Here is a 20071-nt window from a genome sequence, read left to right as displayed (position 1 = left end):
TCGCGAACAATCACCCAATTGCGCAGATTGACCGGGGCTCATCATATGACGTATGACCAAACATCATCCCGGAAGCGTCACCGATGCCTTGGGCAACCGCCACGACTACCTGCCCGCCGCCGGGCACGATCTGCTGCTGCCGACCTATGACCTGTTCACCCGGCTGCTCGGCAGGACAACGATGCACACCGCGCTGGTCGTGCAGGCGGAGCTCGAAGCCGGGCAGCAAGTGCTCGAAATCGGCTGCGGCACCGGCAATCTCACTATCACGGCGAAGCGATCCCAGCCCGCTGCCGAGATCACCGGCTCCGATCCCGACCCGCTGGCACTGGCCCGCGCGCAGCGGAAGGCCAAGGACCTGACCGGAATTCGTTTCGAACGTGCCTACGCCCAGGATCTGCCGTACCCGGACGGCAGCTTCGACCGAGTGCTCTCCGCGCTGATGATGCACCACCTGGACGCCGACGTGAAAACGCAGGCGATGCAGGAGGTTTTCCGGGTACTGCGCCCGGGTGGGCGATTGCACATCGTCGATGTCGCGGGTGATGTCCACCAGCACCGCGGCGTGCTCTCCCGCCTCATGCACCGCACCGGCGCCCTGGCGGGAAATTTGGGCGACGGGATCCCGAAACTGTTGCGCGAGACGGGTTTCGAATGCGATGTGCTCTTCGCGGAGCCGCGGCTTGCCCTCGGACTGCTCACCTACTATCGCGCGACCCGCCCCGCCTGACGCTCACCACCAGCCGAGAACCGGGCGGAGCTGCCGCCCCAATTCCGGTGCGAGGGAACGAGAGTAGCTGGCGGTGAGGTGATGTTCGTCGTGATAGATCAGGACGTTGCCCGCGCTCACCGGGCAGACCAGCGGCTCGCAGACCGCGTCGGTGAGATCCAGCGGGAAGACGTTGGGAAAGGCGGCGGCGGGCGCGGCGGCCGGATTGATCGGGTCGAGCGCGTCCGTGCGCCGCATTCCGCAGCCGATTCGATCATCTTGGCGCGCAAGGCAATCGATGGCACGGTAGCGAACGCCGTCGCGGCGCAGCCACGGGGTGTCGCGCACGGCGACCACCTTCAGCCCGCGGTCGGCCAGCTCGGACCACACCTGGAGGTAGTCGTCGGGCGTCTCGTCGCCCGCACCGTCGCGCGGGCGGGTGCCGGTGGTGAACACCCAGTCCGGACGGTCGGCGCCGAGCCGATCGATCACCTCCCGCGACCAGTCGAGACAGTCCGGATTCGCCTCGCCCTTGTAGCTGGGTTCCGCCGCGACCGTCAACGGGCAACCCATCTTCAAATACACGGTGATCCGGAAATGGTGTTCCCCGGCAAGCACTTTCAGCGCCGGAATCCAGTGCTCGGCATGTGAGCTGCCGACCACCGCGATGGTCCGCGCCGCGGTCTGGTCACCGTAGGCGCAGGTGATCACCTCCCGGGTGTCCCAATCGGCGATGCAACCGTCCACCGTCGGATCGGGGTAGTCGGCGGACCCCTCGAAAATGGTGGGCCGCATGGGAACTCGCGGCGCCGTCGCGCCCGCCGCCAATGCTTCGGCGCCGGGATACCGGACCGGATCCAGCATCGCGATGGGCCGGGGCGGATTCGCATAATGCACCAGCTGGGCGCTCGAGGTGACCGCGAGCAGCAGCACACCGAGCGCGGCGACCAGTCGTCCGCCGTGCCTGCGGTATGCCGAAGAGATCGCGCCCGCGCGCAGCGGCGACTCGACGAGCCGATTGGTGAGATACGCCAACATCAGCGACGCGGCGATCACCGCGGCGCCGGTCTCCAGCCCCGCGGTCGGAGTGCCGCGCTCGGCGAGCACGAAGATCAGCAGTGGCCAATGCCACAGGTACAGGGCGTATGCCAGCTCGCCGAGCCGCACCATGGGCGCGGCGGCCAGCAGGCGGTTCGGCAGCGGCGGCTCGGCATTGTTCGCGGCCAGGATCAGCGCGGCCGCGGCGCACACCGGGACCAGCGCGGCGGGGCCGGGAAAGACATTCGCGCCATCGAAAACCCAGCCGCACGCCACAACGCTCGCGAATCCCGCGAAGGCCAGCAGCACCCGCACCGGCTTCGGCAGCGCGACCAGCGGTGCGACGACGGCGAGCAATGCCCCCGCCAGCAATTCCCACGCCCTGGCCGCGCTGTCGTAGTAGTTCCAGCCCTGATGCGTCGCGGCGCCGTGCGCGGCATAGCCGAACGAGGCGATGGCCAGCCCGCCGAACACCACCGCCGCGACGGGACGCGCCCACCGTGCGCCACACACCGCGACGAGCAGCCAAACACCAAGCAACGCAACAAGATAGAACTGCCCCTGCACCGCCATCGACCACAGGTGCTGCAGCGGGCTCACCGACGGATCCGCGGCCAGATAATCGCTCCAGGACAGTGCGAGCCGCCAGTTCTGGTAGTACAGCAGCGAGGCCAGCAGCTGCCCCGCCATATCCATCCACTGCGTATACGGCCGCAACACCACCGTGGCGGCGGCCACCGTGGCCAGCACGACCACCAGCGCGGGCAGCAACCTCCGCACGGTGCGCCGCGCGGTATCCCGCAGTGCCACCGCACCGGTCGCTTCGGCGCGCCGCAGCAGCGATCCGGTGAAGAAGTATCCGGACAGCACCAGAAATATGTCGACGCCGCCGGACACCCGCCCGAACCACACGTGGAACGCCACCACCAGCGCGATCGCGAAGCCACGCAACCCGTCCAGATCCGTCCGGTACCCGGACCGAACCGATTCGGCGGGCGCGACCCCTACCCGGGCGGTCTTCACAGTGTCACGAAGGCGCTCGTCAAGCTCTCGAATGCACCGGCACGGGCGATAGCGGGGTTCGATGACATGACAAATCTCTTATCACGCACGAACGGCCGAGGTCCAACCGCGTGAGCTGCGCTTCATGCCATCAGCTCCTGGCCAGTCGCCACAGTCGCACCGTGCGGTCCTCGCTACCCGAGGCGAGCAGCGATCCGTCCGGATTGAAGGACAGCGACGACACCCGATCGGTGTGGCCATCCAGCGGTCGGCCCGATGGCCGCCTTGTCCGCAAATTCCACAGCACGATGGAGTCGGCTCTGCCGGTCGTGGCGAGCAGGCTGCCATCGGGGCTGAACTCCACCGGGTTGACGGTGCCCGCACAGCTCATCGCCGGACCGTCGGGTTGGCGGGTGTGGACCTTCCAGGTCAGGACCTCGTTCGCCCTGCTGCTGGCCGCGAGCAGAGCTCCGGTGCGGTCGAACGCCAGTGCCGTCACCTTGCCGGTGAGGCCGGTGAGCGGAAGGCCGTCGACCTCGCGGTTGCCCGTATCCCACAGCAGGATCGCATTGCCGTCGTCGGCGGCGACGCGGCGGCCGTCCGGACTGGCCGCACCCGTTCGCGCATGTCCGCCGCTTCGCGGCAAGGCCGGTGTATCGTTCTGCCGCGCAACCACATTCAATAGATGTACGCCGTTCTGATCGACGGCGGCCAGCACCGCGGGATCCCGCCCGAAGCCCGCGAGCACTAGATCGTCGGCCAGGCCCATGATGGCGGCGCCGTCGGCTCGGCGCGAGCGCAGATTCCAGAACCGCACGCTGCCGTCATGTGCGCCACCGGAGGCGAGCAGCGCGCCATCGGGGCTGAACGCGACCGAGGACACGGCGCTGAAGTGGCCGGTGAACGGTTGGCCATCGGCCATGCGCGACCGCACATTCCACAGTTGCACCCGCAAATCGCTGCTACCGGAGGCGATCAGGGCGCCGTTATTGCTGAAGGCGACCGAATTCACCGCACCGGTGTGCCCGGTCAGCACCGCCTCGGGCGTCGCCGCTTTCTCGGATGTGTTGCCCGAAAGCCGAAGCGCGACAAGGCCACCGACCGCCGCCGCGACCGGCAGCGCGATCGCGCCGCCGAGTACGGCACGGCGGCGCAGCCCGCCCGTCCTCGGTTCGGCGGCCTCGTCGCGCACGACCGCTCGCGACTGTGCCGACGTCGTCGCAGCACGCACCGCATCCACGAGATCCGCGCAACTCTGGTATCGCTCCTCGGGCTCCTTGGCCATCGCGATCGCGAGCACCGGATCCAGTCCGGGCGGCAGCTCCGGTCGGCGAGCGCTGGGCCGCGGCGGTGGATCGCTGAGATGTGCGCTGATGACCGCAGCGTGATCGCCTCGCGGAAAAGGTTTTTCGCCGGTAAGGAGTTGAAAGAGCGTGCAGCCCAACGAATAGATATCCGCACGATGGTCGGTGACGCCGTCCCGGAACCGTTCCGGCGCGGCGTATGCGACGGTGGCCTTCAGGCCCGAGGTGGTGGTGTCGTCCAGGGTGCGGGCGATGCCGAAGTCGGTCAACACGACCCGCTCACCGCCGCGTGAATCATGTTCTATCAGTAGGTTGGCCGGTTTGACATCGCGATGGACCACACCGTGCCGATGGGCGAAATCCAATGCGTCCGCGGCGTCCGTGAGCAGTCGCACCACCAGTTCGGTGGGGAGTCCGCCGGGATGCGCCGCAAGCAGCGCGTTGACGTCGCCGCCGTCGATATAGCGCATGGACAGCCATAGTGCCGGGTCGTCGGCGCCGGCGCAGTCGTAGATGGGAACGATATTCGGATGTTCGAGCCGGGCCGCCAGGTTGGCCTCCCGCTCGAACGCCGCGCGGGCCTTGGGGTCGGTCGCGCAGGCGTCATTCAGAATCTTCAGTGCGACAAGACGTTCCAAGCGGGGGTGCCGGGCGAGATAGACCGCGCCCATACCTCCCGTGCCGAGCAGGCGGGCTATGGTGTAGCCCGCGAAGTTCACCCCCGGCTGCAGCAACACACCATCACCTACTGGCAATCACGGTCCCGCACAACCGGTTTGGGTGAGGGTGAGCAGGGCGAACAGTCCGCCGACGACCGGGCGGGCGGCGAATCCGACGCGCTGGCCGGAGACCGTGTCGTACCAGTCGGTCAGCGGCACCCGATCGCCGGTGGTGTCGGCGAATCGATAGACCGATCGCACCAGCAGGTCGCGGGCAGTTGGTTGGTCGAGCAGGAAGGCCGCGGTCCACAACTCCCAGTCGGCTTTGGTGTAGGTGTGCCGATTGTCCAGTGGGACGCCGAAGTCGTTCGCCTGCCCGGCATACCACCCGGCCTCCTGGGTAATCACTTCGGGCGGAACGAGATTCAGGCGGAGTAGGCGGTCGGCGTATCCGTTGTACTTGATACTCCAGGTGCCGGGGTCGTCGTAGGCGAGTTGGAGGTGGGAGCCCGCCGGATCCGGCGCCCTGGCCGCCCACTGCGCGATGTAGTCGCGCGCGATCGAATCGTAGCGATTCCGGTCGTCGGCATTGCCGGTCGCCTGCGCGATCAGGCTCATCGCGCCGATCCCGATGATCCCCTTGAGCGCGAGGTTACAGCTGTGCGCGATCGGTCCGGCGAAATCGTCGGTCTGGTTCTGCAGCGGTGGATCGAGCGCGTTCGGCACCAGATATTCGGCCCAGGCGCGCAGCTGCGGGTAATACTGGGTGAGCAGTGCGGTCGTGTCGGCGGCGGCCGGCCGCCCGATCAGGGCCGCGCACATGATCAGCAGATTCGCCGACTCCTCGACCGGCATATTCTCCCCGCCGCCGTCGTTGTGCCCGTCCGCGACCGGGTAGCGCGCGCCCAGGTCGTGCGGCGCGAACGGCTGCGGCCAATTGCCCGCTCGCACATACTCCAGCAGTGGATTCAGCAGCAGCCGAAGATAATTCGGCGCCAGATACAGGAAGGTCGGCATGGCCGGATAGATAACGTCTACCGTCGAGACGTTGCCGTCGCTGGAAATCTCCTTCAGAAATGCCCATGGCACACCGTCACGATCGACCAGTTCGGTGCCGCCGACCGCCTGCCGCATAGCCAGCGCCGCGATCGTCGCGTACTGGTCGGCGGTGGCACCCGCGCCGAAAATGCTTGCGGCATCCGCGATTATGCGGGCGTCGATGCTGCTCGCCGCGGCGAGCGCGGCGGGGTAGTCGGCGCGGAACCAGTTCAACATATCCGGCCAGTCCGCCCAGTAGGTGCGCCACCAAGGGGCAAGCGGCGCACCGAGATAGCTGACCGCCGGTGTGCGGATATGTCCGATCGTCACAACCATTTCCGGGCTCGGCGTCTGCGCGGTGACGGTGCCGAGATCCCGGCTGAACGCGAAAACCGGCCAGCGGTCGTCGATTCCGCGTGGGCCGGGCTCGACCGTATCGGCCAACGGACCCGCCGCACCGGCGGCGCGCGCCGCATCCGCGTCGGCGATCAGATAGGTCAGGCCCGGATCCGCGTCCGCTGCGAATACCACCGTCCCCCACGATGCCTGGTCCGAATCCTCGGTCAGCACGGCCGGGGCGACCGGTGCGAAACTCAGCGCGCGTTGCGAATCCGCCACTCGCACATCCCAGTCGATGCTCCGGCTCCGATCGCCGTGCGCCCACTCGCCGGTGATATCCAGGTAGACCGCGACATCATGCGAACCGCCGTCGATACAGCGAGCCGTCACGGCGATATAGGACATCGGAACGCTTTGGCGACGCAGGTCGGTCGGGTCGACCGGGGAGAAGAAGGTCACGGTCAATTCGATACCGCCGCCATCGAATACGAAAATCGACCGGGTTGCCGTCGACGAAAGCGAAACCTGTTGCAGCACAGGCAGTTCCGGTGACCCAACCGCACCGGCGAACAGGTACGCCGCCCCGTCGACCCGCACGATGCCCGTCAACGCGGTAATCTGCCCCGCCCAGAACGTCGCCCACGTCCCCGCCAACCGATCCCCCGCCAGCCAGGTGGACAGATAGGGAGACCGCACCGCCAACGGCACGGCGGGCGGCCGAATCACACCGAATTGCGAACTCATTCCGACCCCACTGTTCGTCCGGAATCACGCTCTCCCTCGATCATCCATCGCCCGCGCGCCCTGCGCATCCCCCATCAGCTCGCCGACAACGCCTCCCGCAGCACCACATCGAATCCGATCGTGCGTGCCCCCGAGGAGACGACCCTCACCACCGCCGAGCGACACCGTCTGGCGGCCGACCGCTAGGCCGGAAAGCGCTTGGCGGCATTCGCATTTCCCGGTGGAACATGACCGAGAAGGCGGCCGGGGTTTCATAGCCGAGTTCGGCCGCGACCGCGGTGACCGCCGCTCCCGACATCAGCGCGCGCATCGCGTGCGCGACGCAGGCCCGTTGCCGCCACTGCTGGAAGGTGAGCCCGGTTTCGGCGCGAAAGACGCGGTTGAAGGTGCGCGCGCTGACGCGCATTCGCCGGGCCCAACTTTCGGGCGTCGATCGAATCGACGGGGCCCGCTGAAAGTCCTCACACAGTTCCCGCAGGTCCGCCCGGACCGGTAGGGGCAGTTCGAGGGGTAGCGGTGTCAACGTCCGGAGTTCGTAGAGGATCAGATCGGTCAGCGCGCCGTCTCGGCCGCCGATGCCGTATTCGGGTGGCATATCCACCGCCGCCAAGATCAGTTCGCGCAGCAGCGGTGACACCTCCACCACCTGGCAGCGCGCCGGAAACCACGGCACCGCACCGGGTTCCAGATACAAGCTGCGCGTGCTGACACCCTCCATCAGGACCCGATGATCAATTCCGGGCGGGATCAGCACGGCTCGCCTGGTCGGCACCGTCCATGTCCCATGTTCGGTGTCGACCCGCATGATGCCGTCTGCCGCGTAGAGAACCTGCGCTCGGCGGTGCCGATGGGTGGGCAGCGAATGGTGCGCCGGATAGTCCGTGCCGATGGCCAGGACGGCCCGTTCGATCGAGTCGACCTCGTCCACCAGCACGTTCCGCATTTCCATGAGCGTACGCCGGAGCTGTCGGATTCTCGATAGTTATTGGCAGAGCATCGAATGTGCGCCACACCCCACCGGCCGTACCGTGCGTCTGTGTGGATATCACTGCTGGTCATGATGGGTTTCGGATGTTTGACGGGTATTACGACGGTCCTGTTCGGTTTCGGTGGCGGCTTCGTCACCGTGCCCGTCATCTACGCCGTCTCGGCGGCCACGTCCGGATCGGAGGCGATGCATATCGCGGTCGCCACATCGGCGGCGGTCATGGTCGTCAACGCGACGATCGCGACCGTCACGCACGCACGTTCCGGCGGGTTGCGGCGTGACTATCTGCATCCGCTGTGGGTATTCATCGCGGTCGGCGCCCTCGTCGGCGCGCTGGCGGCGAATACGGTGTCGGACAAGACATTGCACATTCTGTTCGCCGCCTACCTGCTCGTCGCGATCGCCGATATCGTCCTGCGCGGCGGATTCCTCACCCGCGCCACCCGTCCCGAACCACTCGGGAAGACGATGTCGATACTCGGCGGCGTCGGAATCGGAACTGTCGCAGCATTTCTCGGCGTCGGCGGCAGCGTCGTCACCGTACCGCTGCTGCGCCGCCGGGGATTGTCGATGGCCGAGGCCGCCGCGCTGGCGAACCCGCTGAGCATCCCCGTGGCGCTGGTCGCAACGCTGGTGTATGCCTTTGCCGCACAGTCCGATTCGCGTCAGGGATTATTCGGCCACGTCGATCTGGTCGCCGCGCTGGCCCTGCTGGCCGGTGCGCTGCCGACCATCGCGCTGGTCAAGAGATCGGTAGTCAGGATTCCCGATCACCTGCACGCGATCGGATATCCGATGTTCTTGACCATCGTGCTGATCGTCATGACCGCGACCGCGTTCACCTGAACCAGAAGTCAGATCTCGCCGAGATATTCGCCGTAGAAGAGGGCGAGACCGATCGCGGTCGCTATTCCGCTGAGTATCCAGAAGCGGATGACGACCGCGGTTTCGGCCCATTTGCTCAGTTCGAAATGGTGATGGAAGGGCGCCATTTTGAACAGGCGGGCGCGGGTGGTGCGGAAGACGGCCACCTGCAGGACCACCGAGAAGATTTCGGCGACGAACAGGGCGCCGACGACCATCATCAGCAATTCGGTGCGGGTGGTGACGGAAAGTCCGGCGAGCAAGCCACCCAGCATGAGGGATCCGGTGTCGCCCATGATGATTCGCGCGGGTGCGGCATTCCACCAGAGAAATCCGACGCACGCGGCCGCGGCGGCGGCGCAGACCAGGGCCAGGTCCAGCGGGTCGCGGACGTTGTAGCAGCCGGCTTCCGGCCGGGCCGCACAGGAATGCTGATACTGCCAGAAGGTGATGATGGTGTAGCCGCCCAACGCCAATCCGATGGAGCCCGCGGCCAATCCGTCGGCGCCGTCGGTCAGGTTGGCGGCATTGGACCAGGACACGATGATGAGCCCGACCAAGACGAGAAAGCCCAGTGCGCCGAGCGATATCGTCGGCACGTCCCGGATGAGCGAGAGGTGTTTACTCCCCGGTGTGAGCCCGTGGTCGCCCGGAAACCGCAGCGCCAGCACGCCGAAGATCAGCGCGGAACCGATCTGTCCGATGTATTTGCCGGTGGCGGTGAGCCCGAGATTGCGGCGATTTCGTAGTTTCAGGAAATCGTCGATGAAACCGACCCCGCTGAGTGCGGTGGCCAGGCCGAGCACCAGCAGCGCCGATACGGACGGCCCGTCGGCGTCGTAGCGCATGCCGACCAGATGTGAACCCAGGTATCCGGTCCAGGTGCCGATCAGGATGGCCAGTCCGCCCATGGTCGGCGTGCCGCGTTTGGCCTGATGGCTGGCCGGTCCCTCCAGCCGGATCTCCTGTCCGAAACCGCGTTTGGTGAAGATCTTGATCAGTAGCGGTGTCAATAGGATCGAGGTCGCCAAGGCGATCCCCGCCGCGAACAGGATCTGTCTCATCCACTCCCCTGCCATCGTCGCATCGCCGAACCGGCCCGGCGTCGAAACTGCCGGGCCCGGCGAATTCGCGGCCAACCCTACTACACGATGCGGAAGTTCGTTGCGGCACTTAGAGTTTCAGGCTATCGCCGATCGCGGCGGCCGCGATCGGTTCCGGGACGGCACCGCGTGGGCGGCAGGCCAGCACCAGCAGCGCACCCGCGAACGATGCGGCGGCGGTGAACAGTGTCGCGTGGTTCCAACCCGTGAACAGCGCCGACGCATCGGAATGCGCCGGGCTGCTCGCGATTACCGAGACGACGGTGACACCGACGGCGGATCCGACGTAGCGGGCGGTGTTGTTGGCCCCACTGCCGAGGCTGCCGCGCCCCGCCGGAACGGAGGCGACCGCCTCGCGACCGAGTCCGGCATTGACGACGCCGCTGGCGATTCCGATGCCGATCAGGCTGGGCACGAAGCGCTGCCAACCGGATTCGGGTCCGAGCCCGAGCAGTGTGAGCTGACCCACTCCGACAGCGGCGAGCCCGATGGCGAGCTGGATCCGGCCGGACAACCGGATCCTGCGGGCGAACAGCGCGGTGACGACGCTGGTCGCCGACCAGGCGAAGGTGAGCCAGGCCGCGCCGAGCACCGAAATCCCCAGCGCCGCACCGACGAAGCCGGACAGGTAGGACATGAGCGCGATGATGCCCATACCGGTGGCGAAGGCGGCGCCGGCGGCGGCCAGGAAGGCGGGCCTGGTGAACAGCCGCGGATCGAGCATCGCCGCCCTGCTGCGCAATTCGACGACGAAGAAGGCGATGAGCAGCACCGGCGCCGCGACGGCGAGCCCGACCACGATGGGCCGGATGCCGCCGGATCGGCCCTCGATGAGCGCGGCGAGCAGCGCGCTCATCCCGGCGGCCAGCAGCAGCGTGCCGGGCACGTCGAGCCTGCTCGGATGCTCGACCCGGGATTCGTCCAGTAGTTTGCCCGCGGCCACCGCGATGACGGCGGCCACCACCGCGATCACCCAATACGCCGCGCGCCAATCGGCGAAGCGACCCGATACGCCGGCGAGCAAGGGGCCCAGGGCGATTCCACCGCCGACGGATGCGCCCCACACCCCGCTGGCCGCCGCGCGCGCCGGTCCCGCGGGAAAGGCGTGTGCGATCAGGCCGAGGCTGGCGGCGATCAATGCCGCGCCGCCGACGCCCTCGGCGATGCGCGCGATGACGAATGTGACCGTGCCCGGTGCGCATGCCGCCGCGACGGAGGCGATGGCGAACAGCGCGGCACCCGAGACGAAAATGCGCCGCCTGCCGTAGTCGTCGGCGATGGTGCCCGCCGAGAGCAGCGCCGCGCCGAGCCCGACGCTCATCGAGCTGAGGATCCAGATGCGCCCGCCGGAGTCGGCGCCGAGGGCGGTGGCGGTCTCGTTGATCGCGGTGAGGGGTACGCAGAAGGCGATCAGCGCGATCAGCGTGCCGCCGGATGCCACGGCCAGGGTGCGCGATTCCGAGGTGCGCATATCACTCCTATGGTCTGTTGACCGAACCGTTTGAACTATAGGTTCCATGACATGGTTCGGTCAACAGACCATTTCGGCTACACTGGACGAATGGCACTCGGCGTCGATTACGCACGGCAGGACTGCGGCCTGGCCCGCGCCCTGGAGCTGGTCGGTGAGCGCTGGACGATGCTGATCCTGCGTGACGCCTTCTACGGCGTGCGCCGGTTCACCGATTTCGCCGAACACCTCGACATTTCCAAAGCCGTTCTCACCCAACGACTTTCCGCGCTGGTCGCGGATGGGTTACTGACCAGGGAGCGGCACGGTGGCCGCGACGAGTACGTGCTCACCGAACACGGCATCTCACTGTGGCCCGCCCTCTACGCACTGGTCCAATGGGGCGATATCCGGACCTCACCGGGCGCGCCGCGCAGGCTCTGGATCCATACGACATGCGGCACCGCGGTCGATCCCACCGGCCACTGCGCGACCTGCCGGAACACCCCGGGGCCCGCCGAACTCGAAATCCATCCGGGTCCGGGGGCCGATTTCTCGATCCGCGACGATCCGGTGTCGCGCGCGCTGCGCACGCCGCACCGGCTGCTGGTGCCGTTGAATACCAAAGCGGCCACGAATACGGACTGACAAGGCCCCCAACGCATTCCGGATACCGCGTCGATCACACGGCGACCGCCTCTTCCATCTCCTCCTCGGCGGCACGATCGACCGAATGCCGCGCGACGGACACCCGGCGCTTCTTCTCGGCGATGCTCGCGACCACCACCAGCACCAAACCCGCTGCGAGCCAAAGGAACAGGCTGGCCAACCGCGCACCGAAGCCCGCGCCCGCATCGAAGTACAGCAGCCCGCGCACCCCTTCGACGAAGCCCGCCCCATTCCAAAACGCATGCAGCGCACCGAAAAAGCCGTTCTGCAACTCGGGCCGGTAGATACCGCCCGACGAGGTGAAGTTCAGCATGACGAACAACACCATCAGCACCAGCGTCGTCCAGCGCTGCAGGAAGGTGTGCAGGCCGAGGCCGACCAGCACGATTCCGGCGCAGTACAGCAAAGCCAGCGCCCACACAGCGGCCTGATCGTGGTCGACGACGTGGAAAACCGGTCCGGCGACGACGATTCCGATCACGCTGACCGCCAGCGCGGCCCCGAGGCCGAGCAGTGCGCGAACCCCCATCCGCAGCCCCGCACCGGCGGCGCCGATCGCCGCGACGCTGCCGTACGATCCGACGCTCAGCGCGACGAGCAGGAAGAAGATGCCCTGCGCGGTCGGATCACCGCCGGTGGGCGGCGCGATATCGGTGACGGTGAGCGGCACCCCCTGCTGCCCGGACACCTGCTGGAACACCACCTCGACCGCCATGGCCGTGGTGTCCGAGCCGGCCTTGGCCACCAGCAATTCGGGTCGCGGCCCATCCGGAGCGTAGGCGCCGGACAGGGTGCGGTCCCGCAATTCGCGCACCGCGTCGTCGCGGGTCGGCAGGGTGAGCACCTCCAGCTTGTCGCCCGCCCGGTCCTTCATGGTCTGGGCCAGCACCTTGACCTGCGGCGTCGTCCCGATCACCGCGACCTTCAGATGGTTCGGCTCGGGCTGATGGAAGGCGCCCAGGTAGGCCAGTGCCATACCGAGGCACATCAGCAGGGGCGTCAGTAGATGTCCGGCGACGTGCCGGAGTTGATGCTGCACCATGCGCACTCCAATGGTTGGTAAATACAACTATTATGGTTGTATCATACAACTATGACCGGACCGAGGGACGTGGCGATCGACACCATCCAGCGCGAGCTCACCGCATTCGCCCGGCGCGCCCGCGGCCGCGCCGCCGAACTGCATCCGGAACTGTCGCTCGTCGCATTCAGCATCCTGGACCTGGTGATCGAGCGCGACGGCTGCCAGGCCACCGACCTGGCCACCCACTTCCTGCTCGACAAGTCCACCGTCAGCAGGCAGGTCACCGCATTGGAGCGGCTCGGCTACCTCACTCGCGCTATCGATCCGACCAACCGCCGCAACCACATCCTGCGACCGACCCGCGAGGGCAAACGCGTCGCGCGCGAAGCGGAGGATGCCCGGCGGACCGCCTTCGCCGAACGCCTGCGCGAGTGGCCCGACGCCGACATCACCAGGTTCGCCGACTACCTGCACCGGTACAACGCCGAATGATGATCAATGCCGTTGCGTCACTGTGACACTCGACGACACACCCGACATTCGGCACACACCGCATCGATCCACCGACCCGCGCACGCGGCGGCCGACCGGCGTCGTAGGCTGTCGGCTGCCGCCACATCGCCAGCAATCGGGAGGGCTCGCCTGTGCCACAACCTTATGCGCCGTCCGCTTATCCGAGCACACGGCGCGAACCCGAGCGCATCACCCCGTCCGGCTGGTGGTTCGCCCTCGGCGCACTATTCGCGGTGATCGGAATCGTCGGTGGAATCACTTACGCGGCAACGGGTTTCGTGCGGCCAGTGGACCGCATCGCCGCATTCCAGCGGGCGAGCGCGCCGGGCCCCGCACCGGTCCGGCTCACCGACAGCGGTGACTACTACGTCTACCTCGAATATCAGGGCGCTCGCCTCTCCGAACCCGCGCACCCCGTCACCGTCGAACTCACCGATCCGGACGGCAAACCCGTCCAACTGCGCCACCGCGAATCCAGTATGGGTTATCGCGTCGACGGCCACGAGGGCCGAGTCGCCTACGCGTTCACCGCATCCCGGCCCGGCACGTACCAGGTCGCGACGGACGGTGAGGACATCTCGGCCGCCATCGGACCCGGCGTCGGCGCGTCGTTCGTCGGTCCGCTCGTCATCGGCGGCGCACTGATCTTCACCGGCCTGCTCGCCTGCCTGGCAACCACACTCGTCGTCGCGGCACGGCGCGGCGCGCACAAGACCGAGCCCGCACCGGTGGGTAATGCCGCGGGCGCGTTCCGGCAGTGGCACGAATACTGAATCCGTCGCGTTTCGCCGGTGGCCATTCGGCCGTCATCTGACGGACGACTGATACCGCTACGGTCCGAGCGGTGGCAGCGCGCGGATCCGAGGACGTGACGGAGCAGATCCGTCGTATCCGCCTGTTCGGCGCCACCGGCAGCGTACTGCTGGCGATCGGCGCGCTCGGCGCGGGAGCGCAACCGGTGCTGCAGGATCCGACGCAGGGCGTGCGGTTCATCGGCCTGTTCGCCCGGGTGCCGACCTCGGCCATGACCATGTGCCTGCTCGGCATCGCGATGATCGTCGCGGCCTGGCTGCTGCTCGGCCGATTCGTCACGGATCTGAGCCGGGCACAGCTACTCGGCACGGTCGGGCTCTGGACGGCCCCGCTGGTCGTCGCGCCGCCGCTGTTCAGCCAGGACGTCTATTCCTATCTGGCACAGGGGGAAATCGGCGCGCGCGGACTGGATCCGTACGCGCTCGGGCCGGGCCCCGCGCTCGGCATCGATAACGTGCTCACCCGGGCCGTGCCGACGATCTGGCGCGATACGCCCGCACCGTACGGTCCGCTGTTCCTCTCGCTCGGTCGCGGGATTTCGCGGCTCACCGGCGACGATATCGTCGCGAGCATCCTCATGCACCGGGCCGTCGCGCTGATCGGTATCGCGCTGATCGCCTGGGCGCTACCGCATTTGGCGGTGCGGTGCGGGGTCGCGCCGGTGCGGGCGCTGTGGCTCGGCGCGGCCAATCCGCTGGTGCTTTTCCATCTCGTCGCGGGCGTGCACAACGAGGCGCTGATGATGGGGCTGATGCTCACCGGCGTTGTCGCGGCGCTCACCGCGATCGAAGCGGACGGCCCGCCGAACGCCCGGACCGCGGCGCTGCTGACCGGCGGCTGCGCCTTGATCGCGCTGGCCGCGATGGTGAAGATCCCCGCGCTGGTCGCGCTCGGTTTCATCGGAATGGCGTTGGCGCGGCGCTGGATTCGCCGCGGGATGGCCCCATTGTTCGCACTGCCCGCCGCCGCGGCGCTCACCGCGGCGGTCGCGGGCACGGTGATGCTGGTGACGAGCACCGTCAGCGGACTCGGCTTCGGCTGGCTCGGCACCCTCGATATCGCGACCGCCATCCGCAGCTGGCTGTCCCCGTCCACCGCGCTCGGCATGATCACCGGATTCGGCGGCGTACTGCTCGGACTCGGCGATCACACCACCGCGGTGCTCGGATTCACCCGCCCTCTAGGCGAACTCATCGCGGCGGCCATCACCGTGCGGCTCCTGTTCTCGGTCTACCGGGACCGGTTACATCCCGTTGGCGGACTGGGCCTTTCGATAGCCGCCATCGTCATTCTCTTCCCGGTGATGCACCCTTGGTACCTGCTCTGGGCCATCCTCCCGCTCGCCGCCTGGGCAGCCACAACCGGCTACCAACGCGCCATCATCGGCATAACAGTGCTCTTCTCGTTCCTACAGGTACCAAGCGGCTCGGAATACCAATCCCCCTTCGCGGTAGCCCTGGCCGCCGCAGCAGCCGCCATCACCGGCCTGACCCTGATCTTCTTCACCCGAACGACCCTCCCCTGGCGCGCGACAGGCACCCGCGTGGCGTATTCCGCCGATGCGGCGACACGCGAGCGGGCTCGGCATTCCGCGGAACCGTCCGGCGTCGCGGCCGCGGCTCAGTCGTGATGGGGTTTGCCGACGGTGAAGCCGGAAGTATCGATCGGGCCCGGGAAGAGGGAGCGGTTGGTGGCGGCTATGCCGGTGGGCTGGGCGGGGAAGGCGGACAGGGGTTTTCCGTCGATGGCGATATCGGTGAAGGTGATGGGGGTGAATCTGGGCAGAGCGTTGTCGAGGACGCCTTCTACGACTACCTCCGCGGTGCGGGCGGGTTCGGGTGATTCGCGCTGCGTCGATCGGGTCCAGCCGCGGGTGCGGTTTTCCAGGGTTGTGGTGTAGGCGACGCCGTCGTAGGTGACGGTCGCGCGGACGGTGTCGCCGGGGCGGACGACCGCGTCGGAATAGTCGTGCGGCGGCTCCGGGTACGCCTCCCACCACGACCGGCTGTCGGGCCGGGCGCGGCAGGCGTCGCCGAGCGCCCCGAACGCGCATATCCGATCGGCGACGGGACCCAAAGTGTCGAAGGCGTTTTGGCTGGCCAGCTGCAACAGTTCGGCCAGCGGCGGGTTCCGGTCGGTCCAGTCGGCGGCGGCGCCCTGCAGGGCGAGCCCGGGATCGGCCGCGATATCGGCCGATACGCTGTCGCAGGTGGTTTCGGTGCCGGTCTGCACCAGCGGCAGCGCGAGCGCGCCGTCCACCGCGTCACCGTTGAGCCCGACCCATGGCGAAATCTCTTGCACCACACCGGGATGCGTGCACACCACGGTGGGCTGCACCCAGCTGGCGGTGACCGTCCGGAACGCGCCGTGCACCACATACCCGGCCCAGTTGCTGATATCCGGCGCCTCGGCGCGCTGCGGCGCGGCCTCGGCGACGCCGTTATCCGCTCCGATGATCAGCACCGCGACCACAACCGCCCACACCCGCGCATCGCATACCGACAGCCGCATGGCAGCGAACAATAGCCGAGCGCTATCGCGACACCGGCACGGCATCCGTTTCGAACCGACCTCGGCTGCGTAAGCTCACCCGCATGCGATTGAGCACCCGAAACCAACTGGACGGCACCGTCATCTCGGTGACCCGCGGTGAGGCCATGGCCGTGATTCGCGTCCGGCTCAACGGCGGTGACGAGATCACCTCCTCCATCACCCGCGACGCCGCCGACGATCTCGGGCTCGACGCCGGATCGCCGGTCAAGGTGCTGATCAAGTCGACAGAGGTCGCGCTCGGCGTCGAATAGCGGGCATCGTGCCTGGCAGTTATCTGGAAATCGACCGTCGCCGGGACGCGCTGCGCACCAATCTGTGGTTCGTGCCCGCCGTCGAGGTACTGGCGGCGATCGTGCTCTTCGCAATCACCTTCGCCCTCGATCGCGCCGCGTACCGGGCGGTGTTCACCGTCCCGTCCTGGGTGATCGGCGGCACCCCCGACGCGGCGCGGCAGCTGCTCACCGCCATCGCTGCGGCCATCATCACCGTTGTCGGCGTTGTCTTCTCGATCACCATCGTCGCGCTCACCCTGGCCTCCACCCAATTCGGCCCGCGCATGCTGCGCACCTTCATCCGCGATCGGGGCACCCAGGTCACCCTCGGCACCTTCGTCGCGAGCTTCGTCTACGCGATCGCCGCCCTGGTGTCGATCGGGCCCGATTTCGTGCCGCATATCTGCACCACCGTCTCGATCGTCTCGCTCGTCATCGATCTTGCGGTGCTGATCTATTTCATCAACCACGTCGCGATGCAGATCCAGCTGCCGAATGTGATCGCCGGGATCGCGGTCGAGGTGTCCAGCGCGGTCGAGGTGAACCGGTCCACCACCGGGGCGCCCGAGCGGGGACCGTCGGCCGATGAACTGCTGCGCCTGCTGGCCGCGGAGGGCGGCGAGGTCCGGGTCGCGGGCAGCGGCTACCTGCAGTACATCCGGTACGAGAAGCTGGTGCGCATCGCCACCGAGGCCGACGCGGTGATCCACCTCCCCTACCGGCCCGGCCACTTCCTGACCCAGGGGCAGGTGGTCGCCACCGTCTGGCCCGCGTCCGCCGCCGATCAGGTCGCCGAGCAGTTCGCCCGCGTACACGTCGCGGGTTCGACCCGAACCCTCACCCAGGACATCTCCTTCGGCATCGACCAGTTGGTCGAGATCGCACTGCGCGCGCTCGGCCCGGCGACCAACGATATTTTCACGGCCCTCGCCTGCATAGATTGGCTCGGCGACTGCCTGTGCCGGATCACCACCTCCTGGGATCCGGATCCGGTCCGCCGTGGCAGGGACGGCGCCATCCGGGTGATCGCCACCCACGCCGGCTATGAACGCCTTGTGCAGCGCGCCTTCGAGAAGATCCGCCAATCCGGTGTCGGCATGCCCGCCGTGATGATCCGGCAGTTGGACACGCTGGCCACCATCATGGATCGCACCACCACCCTCGAACAGCGTCAGGTGCTGCTGGACCAGGCCGCGATGATCGAGCGCTCGGCTCGCGCGTCGGTGCCGGAACCGGCCGACCGCGAGGACGTACTGCGCCGCTACCGCGCGCTCGTCGACCCGAGCCCCGAGCGATACCCGGACCAACCGAACTGATTCGCGTCCTCCGGCGATCAGCCGGGTCGCGCGACCTGCGCCCGGCGCGGGATCGGCCTGGTCACAGCTCAGTGCCTGCCGCTATAACCGCAGCATGACGGCCGGTATAGTCCGGGTGTGATCGACTGGGCGGCAATGGATTCGGCTGCGGTTCGGGTCGTCGGGCTGGCCGTGGTCGACAGCTTCGATCCGGTCGCGCTCGCCATAGTCGCCACCACCGTCGCCGCGCACCGCCGCATCTGTTCGGCCGTCACCTTCACCGCGACGCTCGCGACGCTGAGCGTCGGTGTCGGCGTGGCGATCACCTCCGGATTCCACCGGCCGCTGCTGCTCGACGCGCTGCGCACCATCGCCGAATTCCGGCCGCTGCTCGGGCTGCTGCTGGTGGCGGCGGGCGGCTACGAATTGTTGCGCGGCCACAGAACATTGCCGCCGCTGCCATGCCGCACCTTGGCGACGGTGCCGGTCGCCATCTCGTATTACGTTGTCAGCCTGCCTTTTTCGGCCGCGACGCTGACCAAGTTGATCACCGCCACCGCCGTCGTCACCGAATTCCCGGCCCGCTCACCGCTGGTCGTGATCTACGCCGCGATCCTCGCGCTGCCACAGCTCGCGGCCATCGCGCTGTGCGGCTGGCTGCGGCCGGGCGCGGAATCCATCACCCGTGGGCTGGCCGTCGCCAGCAATATCCTGCTCATCGTGATCGGACTGTTGCTCATGACCATTCCGGAGTGAGCGAATGGGCACAGCCTCCCCGCTCGCGACGGAGCGAGCGCTAGGGGAGCGAATGTACGCGCGCCGCGATCACGTCGGTGAAGCGGTCGAGCGCCGACGGCGCCAGGTCGAAGAACATCGCCGGTTCGATGAGTTCCACTTCCATCAGCAGGAATTCGCGCCCCCGGCACACACCGTCGACCCTGGCGTACACGGGCGGTTCCGGCAGCGCGTCGAGCGTGGCGCGCGCCTGCTCCGACAACCACGCGGGCGGATCGGCCAATTCGGCCACGCCGCCGAACATCGGCTGGACCCGGTAATCGGATCCGATGGGCCGCTTGATAACCGCGTGACTGGGCGCACCGTCGAAGAAGTACAGCGACCACTCCCCGTCGGTGCGCACCTCGGGAACGAAGGCCTGCACCAGCGCGGTCCCCGAGGCGGTGATCGCATCGAGCGTGCGCTGTCCGATGTCCGCCGCACTAGCGTCGCGCGAGATCCGCACGGTGTCGTCCGCGCCCGCCGAAATCGCCGGTTTCACAACGGCATCGGCCCAGCCCCTGGCATCGAGCAAATCCGTCAACCGCACCGCCGCGCCCTGCGGCACGAATACGGTCGGGACGATGCGGACGCCGCGTTCCTCCAGCTGCCGCAGATATGTCTTATCGCTGTTCCAGCGCACCAGGTCCGGCGAATTCCACACGGCCGCACCGGTCCAGCCGAGCTGGCTCAGCCACTCGTGGAAATCATCGCAGCGCCGGTGGTATCCCCAAACCCCGTTCAGGACAACGGCATCGTAACCCGACCACTCGGCCGCCGGATCGTCCCACGGCAGGAACCGCGCATCGATGCCCGCCGCGCGCAGGCCCGATATCAAACCGGCATCCTGCGGGAGCAGGGTCGGGTACTTGACGCAGGTCGCGATGGCGAGTGTCGGCACCACACGATGATATTGCCCC

Annotated in this window: 18 protein-coding genes; 9 read left to right on the top strand and 9 right to left on the bottom strand. The window is 67.7% G+C overall.

The window, feature by feature from the left end:
- Positions 1 to 52 precede the first annotated feature (52 nt).
- Entirely contained in the window at positions 53 to 730 is a 678-nt protein-coding gene (locus tag LGY53_RS12465; RefSeq protein ID WP_225726838.1) for a class I SAM-dependent methyltransferase, read from the top strand.
- Between the two features lie 3 nt (positions 731 to 733).
- On the opposite strand, the gene LGY53_RS12460 is transcribed toward LGY53_RS12465, so the two are convergent.
- The 4 genes from LGY53_RS12460 to LGY53_RS12445 form a co-directional block, all read right to left on the bottom strand.
- Positions 734 to 2770 carry an acyltransferase family protein gene (locus LGY53_RS12460; protein ID WP_225726837.1) on the bottom strand — a complete coding sequence of 679 codons (2037 nt, stop codon included), beginning with the start codon at positions 2768 to 2770 and terminating at the stop codon, positions 734 to 736.
- Between the two features lie 130 nt (positions 2771 to 2900).
- Positions 2901 to 4790 carry a WD40 repeat domain-containing serine/threonine protein kinase gene (locus LGY53_RS12455; RefSeq protein ID WP_225726836.1) on the bottom strand — a complete coding sequence of 630 codons (1890 nt, stop codon included), beginning with the start codon at positions 4788 to 4790 and terminating at the stop codon, positions 2901 to 2903.
- Positions 4791 to 4808: 18 nt separating this feature from the next.
- Complete coding sequence (locus LGY53_RS12450) at positions 4809 to 6833, bottom strand: glutaminase family protein (RefSeq protein WP_225726835.1); 2025 nt, start codon at positions 6831 to 6833, stop codon at positions 4809 to 4811.
- Positions 6834 to 6978: 145 nt separating this feature from the next.
- Positions 6979 to 7776 carry a helix-turn-helix transcriptional regulator gene (locus LGY53_RS12445; RefSeq protein ID WP_225726834.1) on the bottom strand — a complete coding sequence of 266 codons (798 nt, stop codon included), beginning with the start codon at positions 7774 to 7776 and terminating at the stop codon, positions 6979 to 6981.
- Between the two features lie 93 nt (positions 7777 to 7869).
- On the opposite strand from LGY53_RS12445, the gene LGY53_RS12440 reads away from it, so the two are divergent.
- Positions 7870 to 8667: a sulfite exporter TauE/SafE family protein gene (locus tag LGY53_RS12440; protein WP_225726833.1), complete on the top strand. Its 798-nt coding sequence runs from the start codon at positions 7870 to 7872 to the stop codon at positions 8665 to 8667.
- A gap of 8 nt (positions 8668 to 8675) precedes the next feature.
- Here the strand turns inward: LGY53_RS12440 and mraY are convergent, their stop codons facing one another.
- Both mraY and LGY53_RS12430 read right to left on the bottom strand, forming a co-directional pair.
- Entirely contained in the window at positions 8676 to 9749 is a 1074-nt protein-coding gene (gene mraY / locus LGY53_RS12435; RefSeq protein ID WP_225726832.1) for a phospho-N-acetylmuramoyl-pentapeptide-transferase, read from the bottom strand.
- A gap of 109 nt (positions 9750 to 9858) precedes the next feature.
- Positions 9859 to 11259, bottom strand: coding sequence for an MFS transporter (locus tag LGY53_RS12430; RefSeq protein ID WP_225726831.1), 1401 nt, complete (start codon positions 11257 to 11259; stop codon positions 9859 to 9861).
- A gap of 90 nt (positions 11260 to 11349) precedes the next feature.
- Between LGY53_RS12430 and LGY53_RS12425 the strand changes: the two genes are divergently transcribed.
- The gene (locus LGY53_RS12425; RefSeq protein WP_225726830.1) at positions 11350 to 11886 is read left to right on the top strand and encodes a helix-turn-helix domain-containing protein; all 537 of its coding nucleotides are present in this window, start codon (positions 11350 to 11352) and stop codon (positions 11884 to 11886) included.
- Between the two features lie 34 nt (positions 11887 to 11920).
- Here LGY53_RS12425 and LGY53_RS12420 read toward each other — a convergent pair whose 3' ends face one another.
- Positions 11921 to 12949 carry a hypothetical protein gene (locus tag LGY53_RS12420; protein ID WP_225726829.1) on the bottom strand — a complete coding sequence of 343 codons (1029 nt, stop codon included), beginning with the start codon at positions 12947 to 12949 and terminating at the stop codon, positions 11921 to 11923.
- A 51-nt stretch (positions 12950 to 13000) separates the two neighbouring features.
- On the opposite strand from LGY53_RS12420, the gene LGY53_RS12415 reads away from it, so the two are divergent.
- From LGY53_RS12415 to mptB, 3 genes are all read left to right on the top strand, one after another.
- Positions 13001 to 13423, top strand: a complete 423-nt coding sequence (locus LGY53_RS12415) for a MarR family winged helix-turn-helix transcriptional regulator (protein ID WP_225726828.1) — start codon at positions 13001 to 13003, stop codon at positions 13421 to 13423.
- Positions 13424 to 13575: 152 nt separating this feature from the next.
- Positions 13576 to 14217 (top strand): hypothetical protein, encoded by a 642-nt coding sequence (locus LGY53_RS12410; protein WP_225726827.1) that lies wholly within the window; start codon positions 13576 to 13578, stop codon positions 14215 to 14217.
- A gap of 71 nt (positions 14218 to 14288) precedes the next feature.
- Positions 14289 to 15887: a polyprenol phosphomannose-dependent alpha 1,6 mannosyltransferase MptB gene (gene mptB / locus LGY53_RS12405; RefSeq protein WP_225726826.1), complete on the top strand. Its 1599-nt coding sequence runs from the start codon at positions 14289 to 14291 to the stop codon at positions 15885 to 15887.
- Here the strand turns inward: mptB and LGY53_RS12400 are convergent.
- Positions 15878 to 16768 (bottom strand): G1 family glutamic endopeptidase, encoded by an 891-nt coding sequence (locus LGY53_RS12400; protein WP_225726825.1) that lies wholly within the window; start codon positions 16766 to 16768, stop codon positions 15878 to 15880. The genes mptB and LGY53_RS12400 overlap by 10 nt on opposite strands.
- A gap of 83 nt (positions 16769 to 16851) precedes the next feature.
- On the opposite strand from LGY53_RS12400, the gene LGY53_RS12395 reads away from it, so the two are divergent.
- From LGY53_RS12395 to LGY53_RS12385, 3 genes are all read left to right on the top strand, one after another.
- Positions 16852 to 17061: a molybdopterin-binding protein gene (locus LGY53_RS12395; protein ID WP_225726824.1), complete on the top strand. Its 210-nt coding sequence runs from the start codon at positions 16852 to 16854 to the stop codon at positions 17059 to 17061.
- An 8-nt stretch (positions 17062 to 17069) separates the two neighbouring features.
- A complete protein-coding gene (locus tag LGY53_RS12390) occupies positions 17070 to 18398 on the top strand; it encodes a DUF2254 domain-containing protein (protein WP_225726823.1) in 1329 nt (442 codons plus the stop codon).
- Positions 18399 to 18515: 117 nt separating this feature from the next.
- Positions 18516 to 19133, top strand: a complete 618-nt coding sequence (locus tag LGY53_RS12385) for a hypothetical protein (protein ID WP_225726822.1) — start codon at positions 18516 to 18518, stop codon at positions 19131 to 19133.
- A 40-nt stretch (positions 19134 to 19173) separates the two neighbouring features.
- Here LGY53_RS12385 and LGY53_RS12380 read toward each other — a convergent pair whose 3' ends face one another.
- Positions 19174 to 20052: a RimK family alpha-L-glutamate ligase gene (locus LGY53_RS12380; RefSeq protein ID WP_225726821.1), complete on the bottom strand. Its 879-nt coding sequence runs from the start codon at positions 20050 to 20052 to the stop codon at positions 19174 to 19176.
- Positions 20053 to 20071 lie beyond the last annotated feature (19 nt).

This window comes from Nocardia sp. JCM 34519.1 (assembly GCF_020361265.1).
Classification (GTDB): domain Bacteria; phylum Actinomycetota; class Actinomycetes; order Mycobacteriales; family Mycobacteriaceae; genus Nocardia; species Nocardia arthritidis_A.
Note: the sequence above shows the minus strand (reverse complement) of the source record. Positions and strands in the feature narration are given on the sequence as shown.

Bases quoted from the DNA above. Each gene is read 5' to 3' on its own strand.
- LGY53_RS12465 (WP_225726838.1), top strand. From the start codon at position 53: ATGACCAAACATCATCCCGGAAGCGTCACCGATGCCTTGGGCAACCGC.
- LGY53_RS12450 (WP_225726835.1), bottom strand. From the start codon at position 6,833: ATGAGTTCGCAATTCGGTGTGATTCGGCCGCCCGCCGTGCCGTTGGCG.
- LGY53_RS12445 (WP_225726834.1), bottom strand. From the start codon at position 7,776: ATGCGGAACGTGCTGGTGGACGAGGTCGACTCGATCGAACGGGCCGTC.
- mraY (WP_225726832.1), bottom strand. From the start codon at position 9,749: ATGAGACAGATCCTGTTCGCGGCGGGGATCGCCTTGGCGACCTCGATC.
- LGY53_RS12430 (WP_225726831.1), bottom strand. From the start codon at position 11,259: ATGCGCACCTCGGAATCGCGCACCCTGGCCGTGGCATCCGGCGGCACG.
- LGY53_RS12425 (WP_225726830.1), top strand. From the start codon at position 11,350: ATGGCACTCGGCGTCGATTACGCACGGCAGGACTGCGGCCTGGCCCGC.
- LGY53_RS12420 (WP_225726829.1), bottom strand. From the start codon at position 12,949: ATGGTGCAGCATCAACTCCGGCACGTCGCCGGACATCTACTGACGCCC.
- LGY53_RS12415 (WP_225726828.1), top strand. From the start codon at position 13,001: ATGACCGGACCGAGGGACGTGGCGATCGACACCATCCAGCGCGAGCTC.
- LGY53_RS12400 (WP_225726825.1), bottom strand. From the start codon at position 16,768: ATGCGGCTGTCGGTATGCGATGCGCGGGTGTGGGCGGTTGTGGTCGCG.
- LGY53_RS12395 (WP_225726824.1), top strand. From the start codon at position 16,852: ATGCGATTGAGCACCCGAAACCAACTGGACGGCACCGTCATCTCGGTG.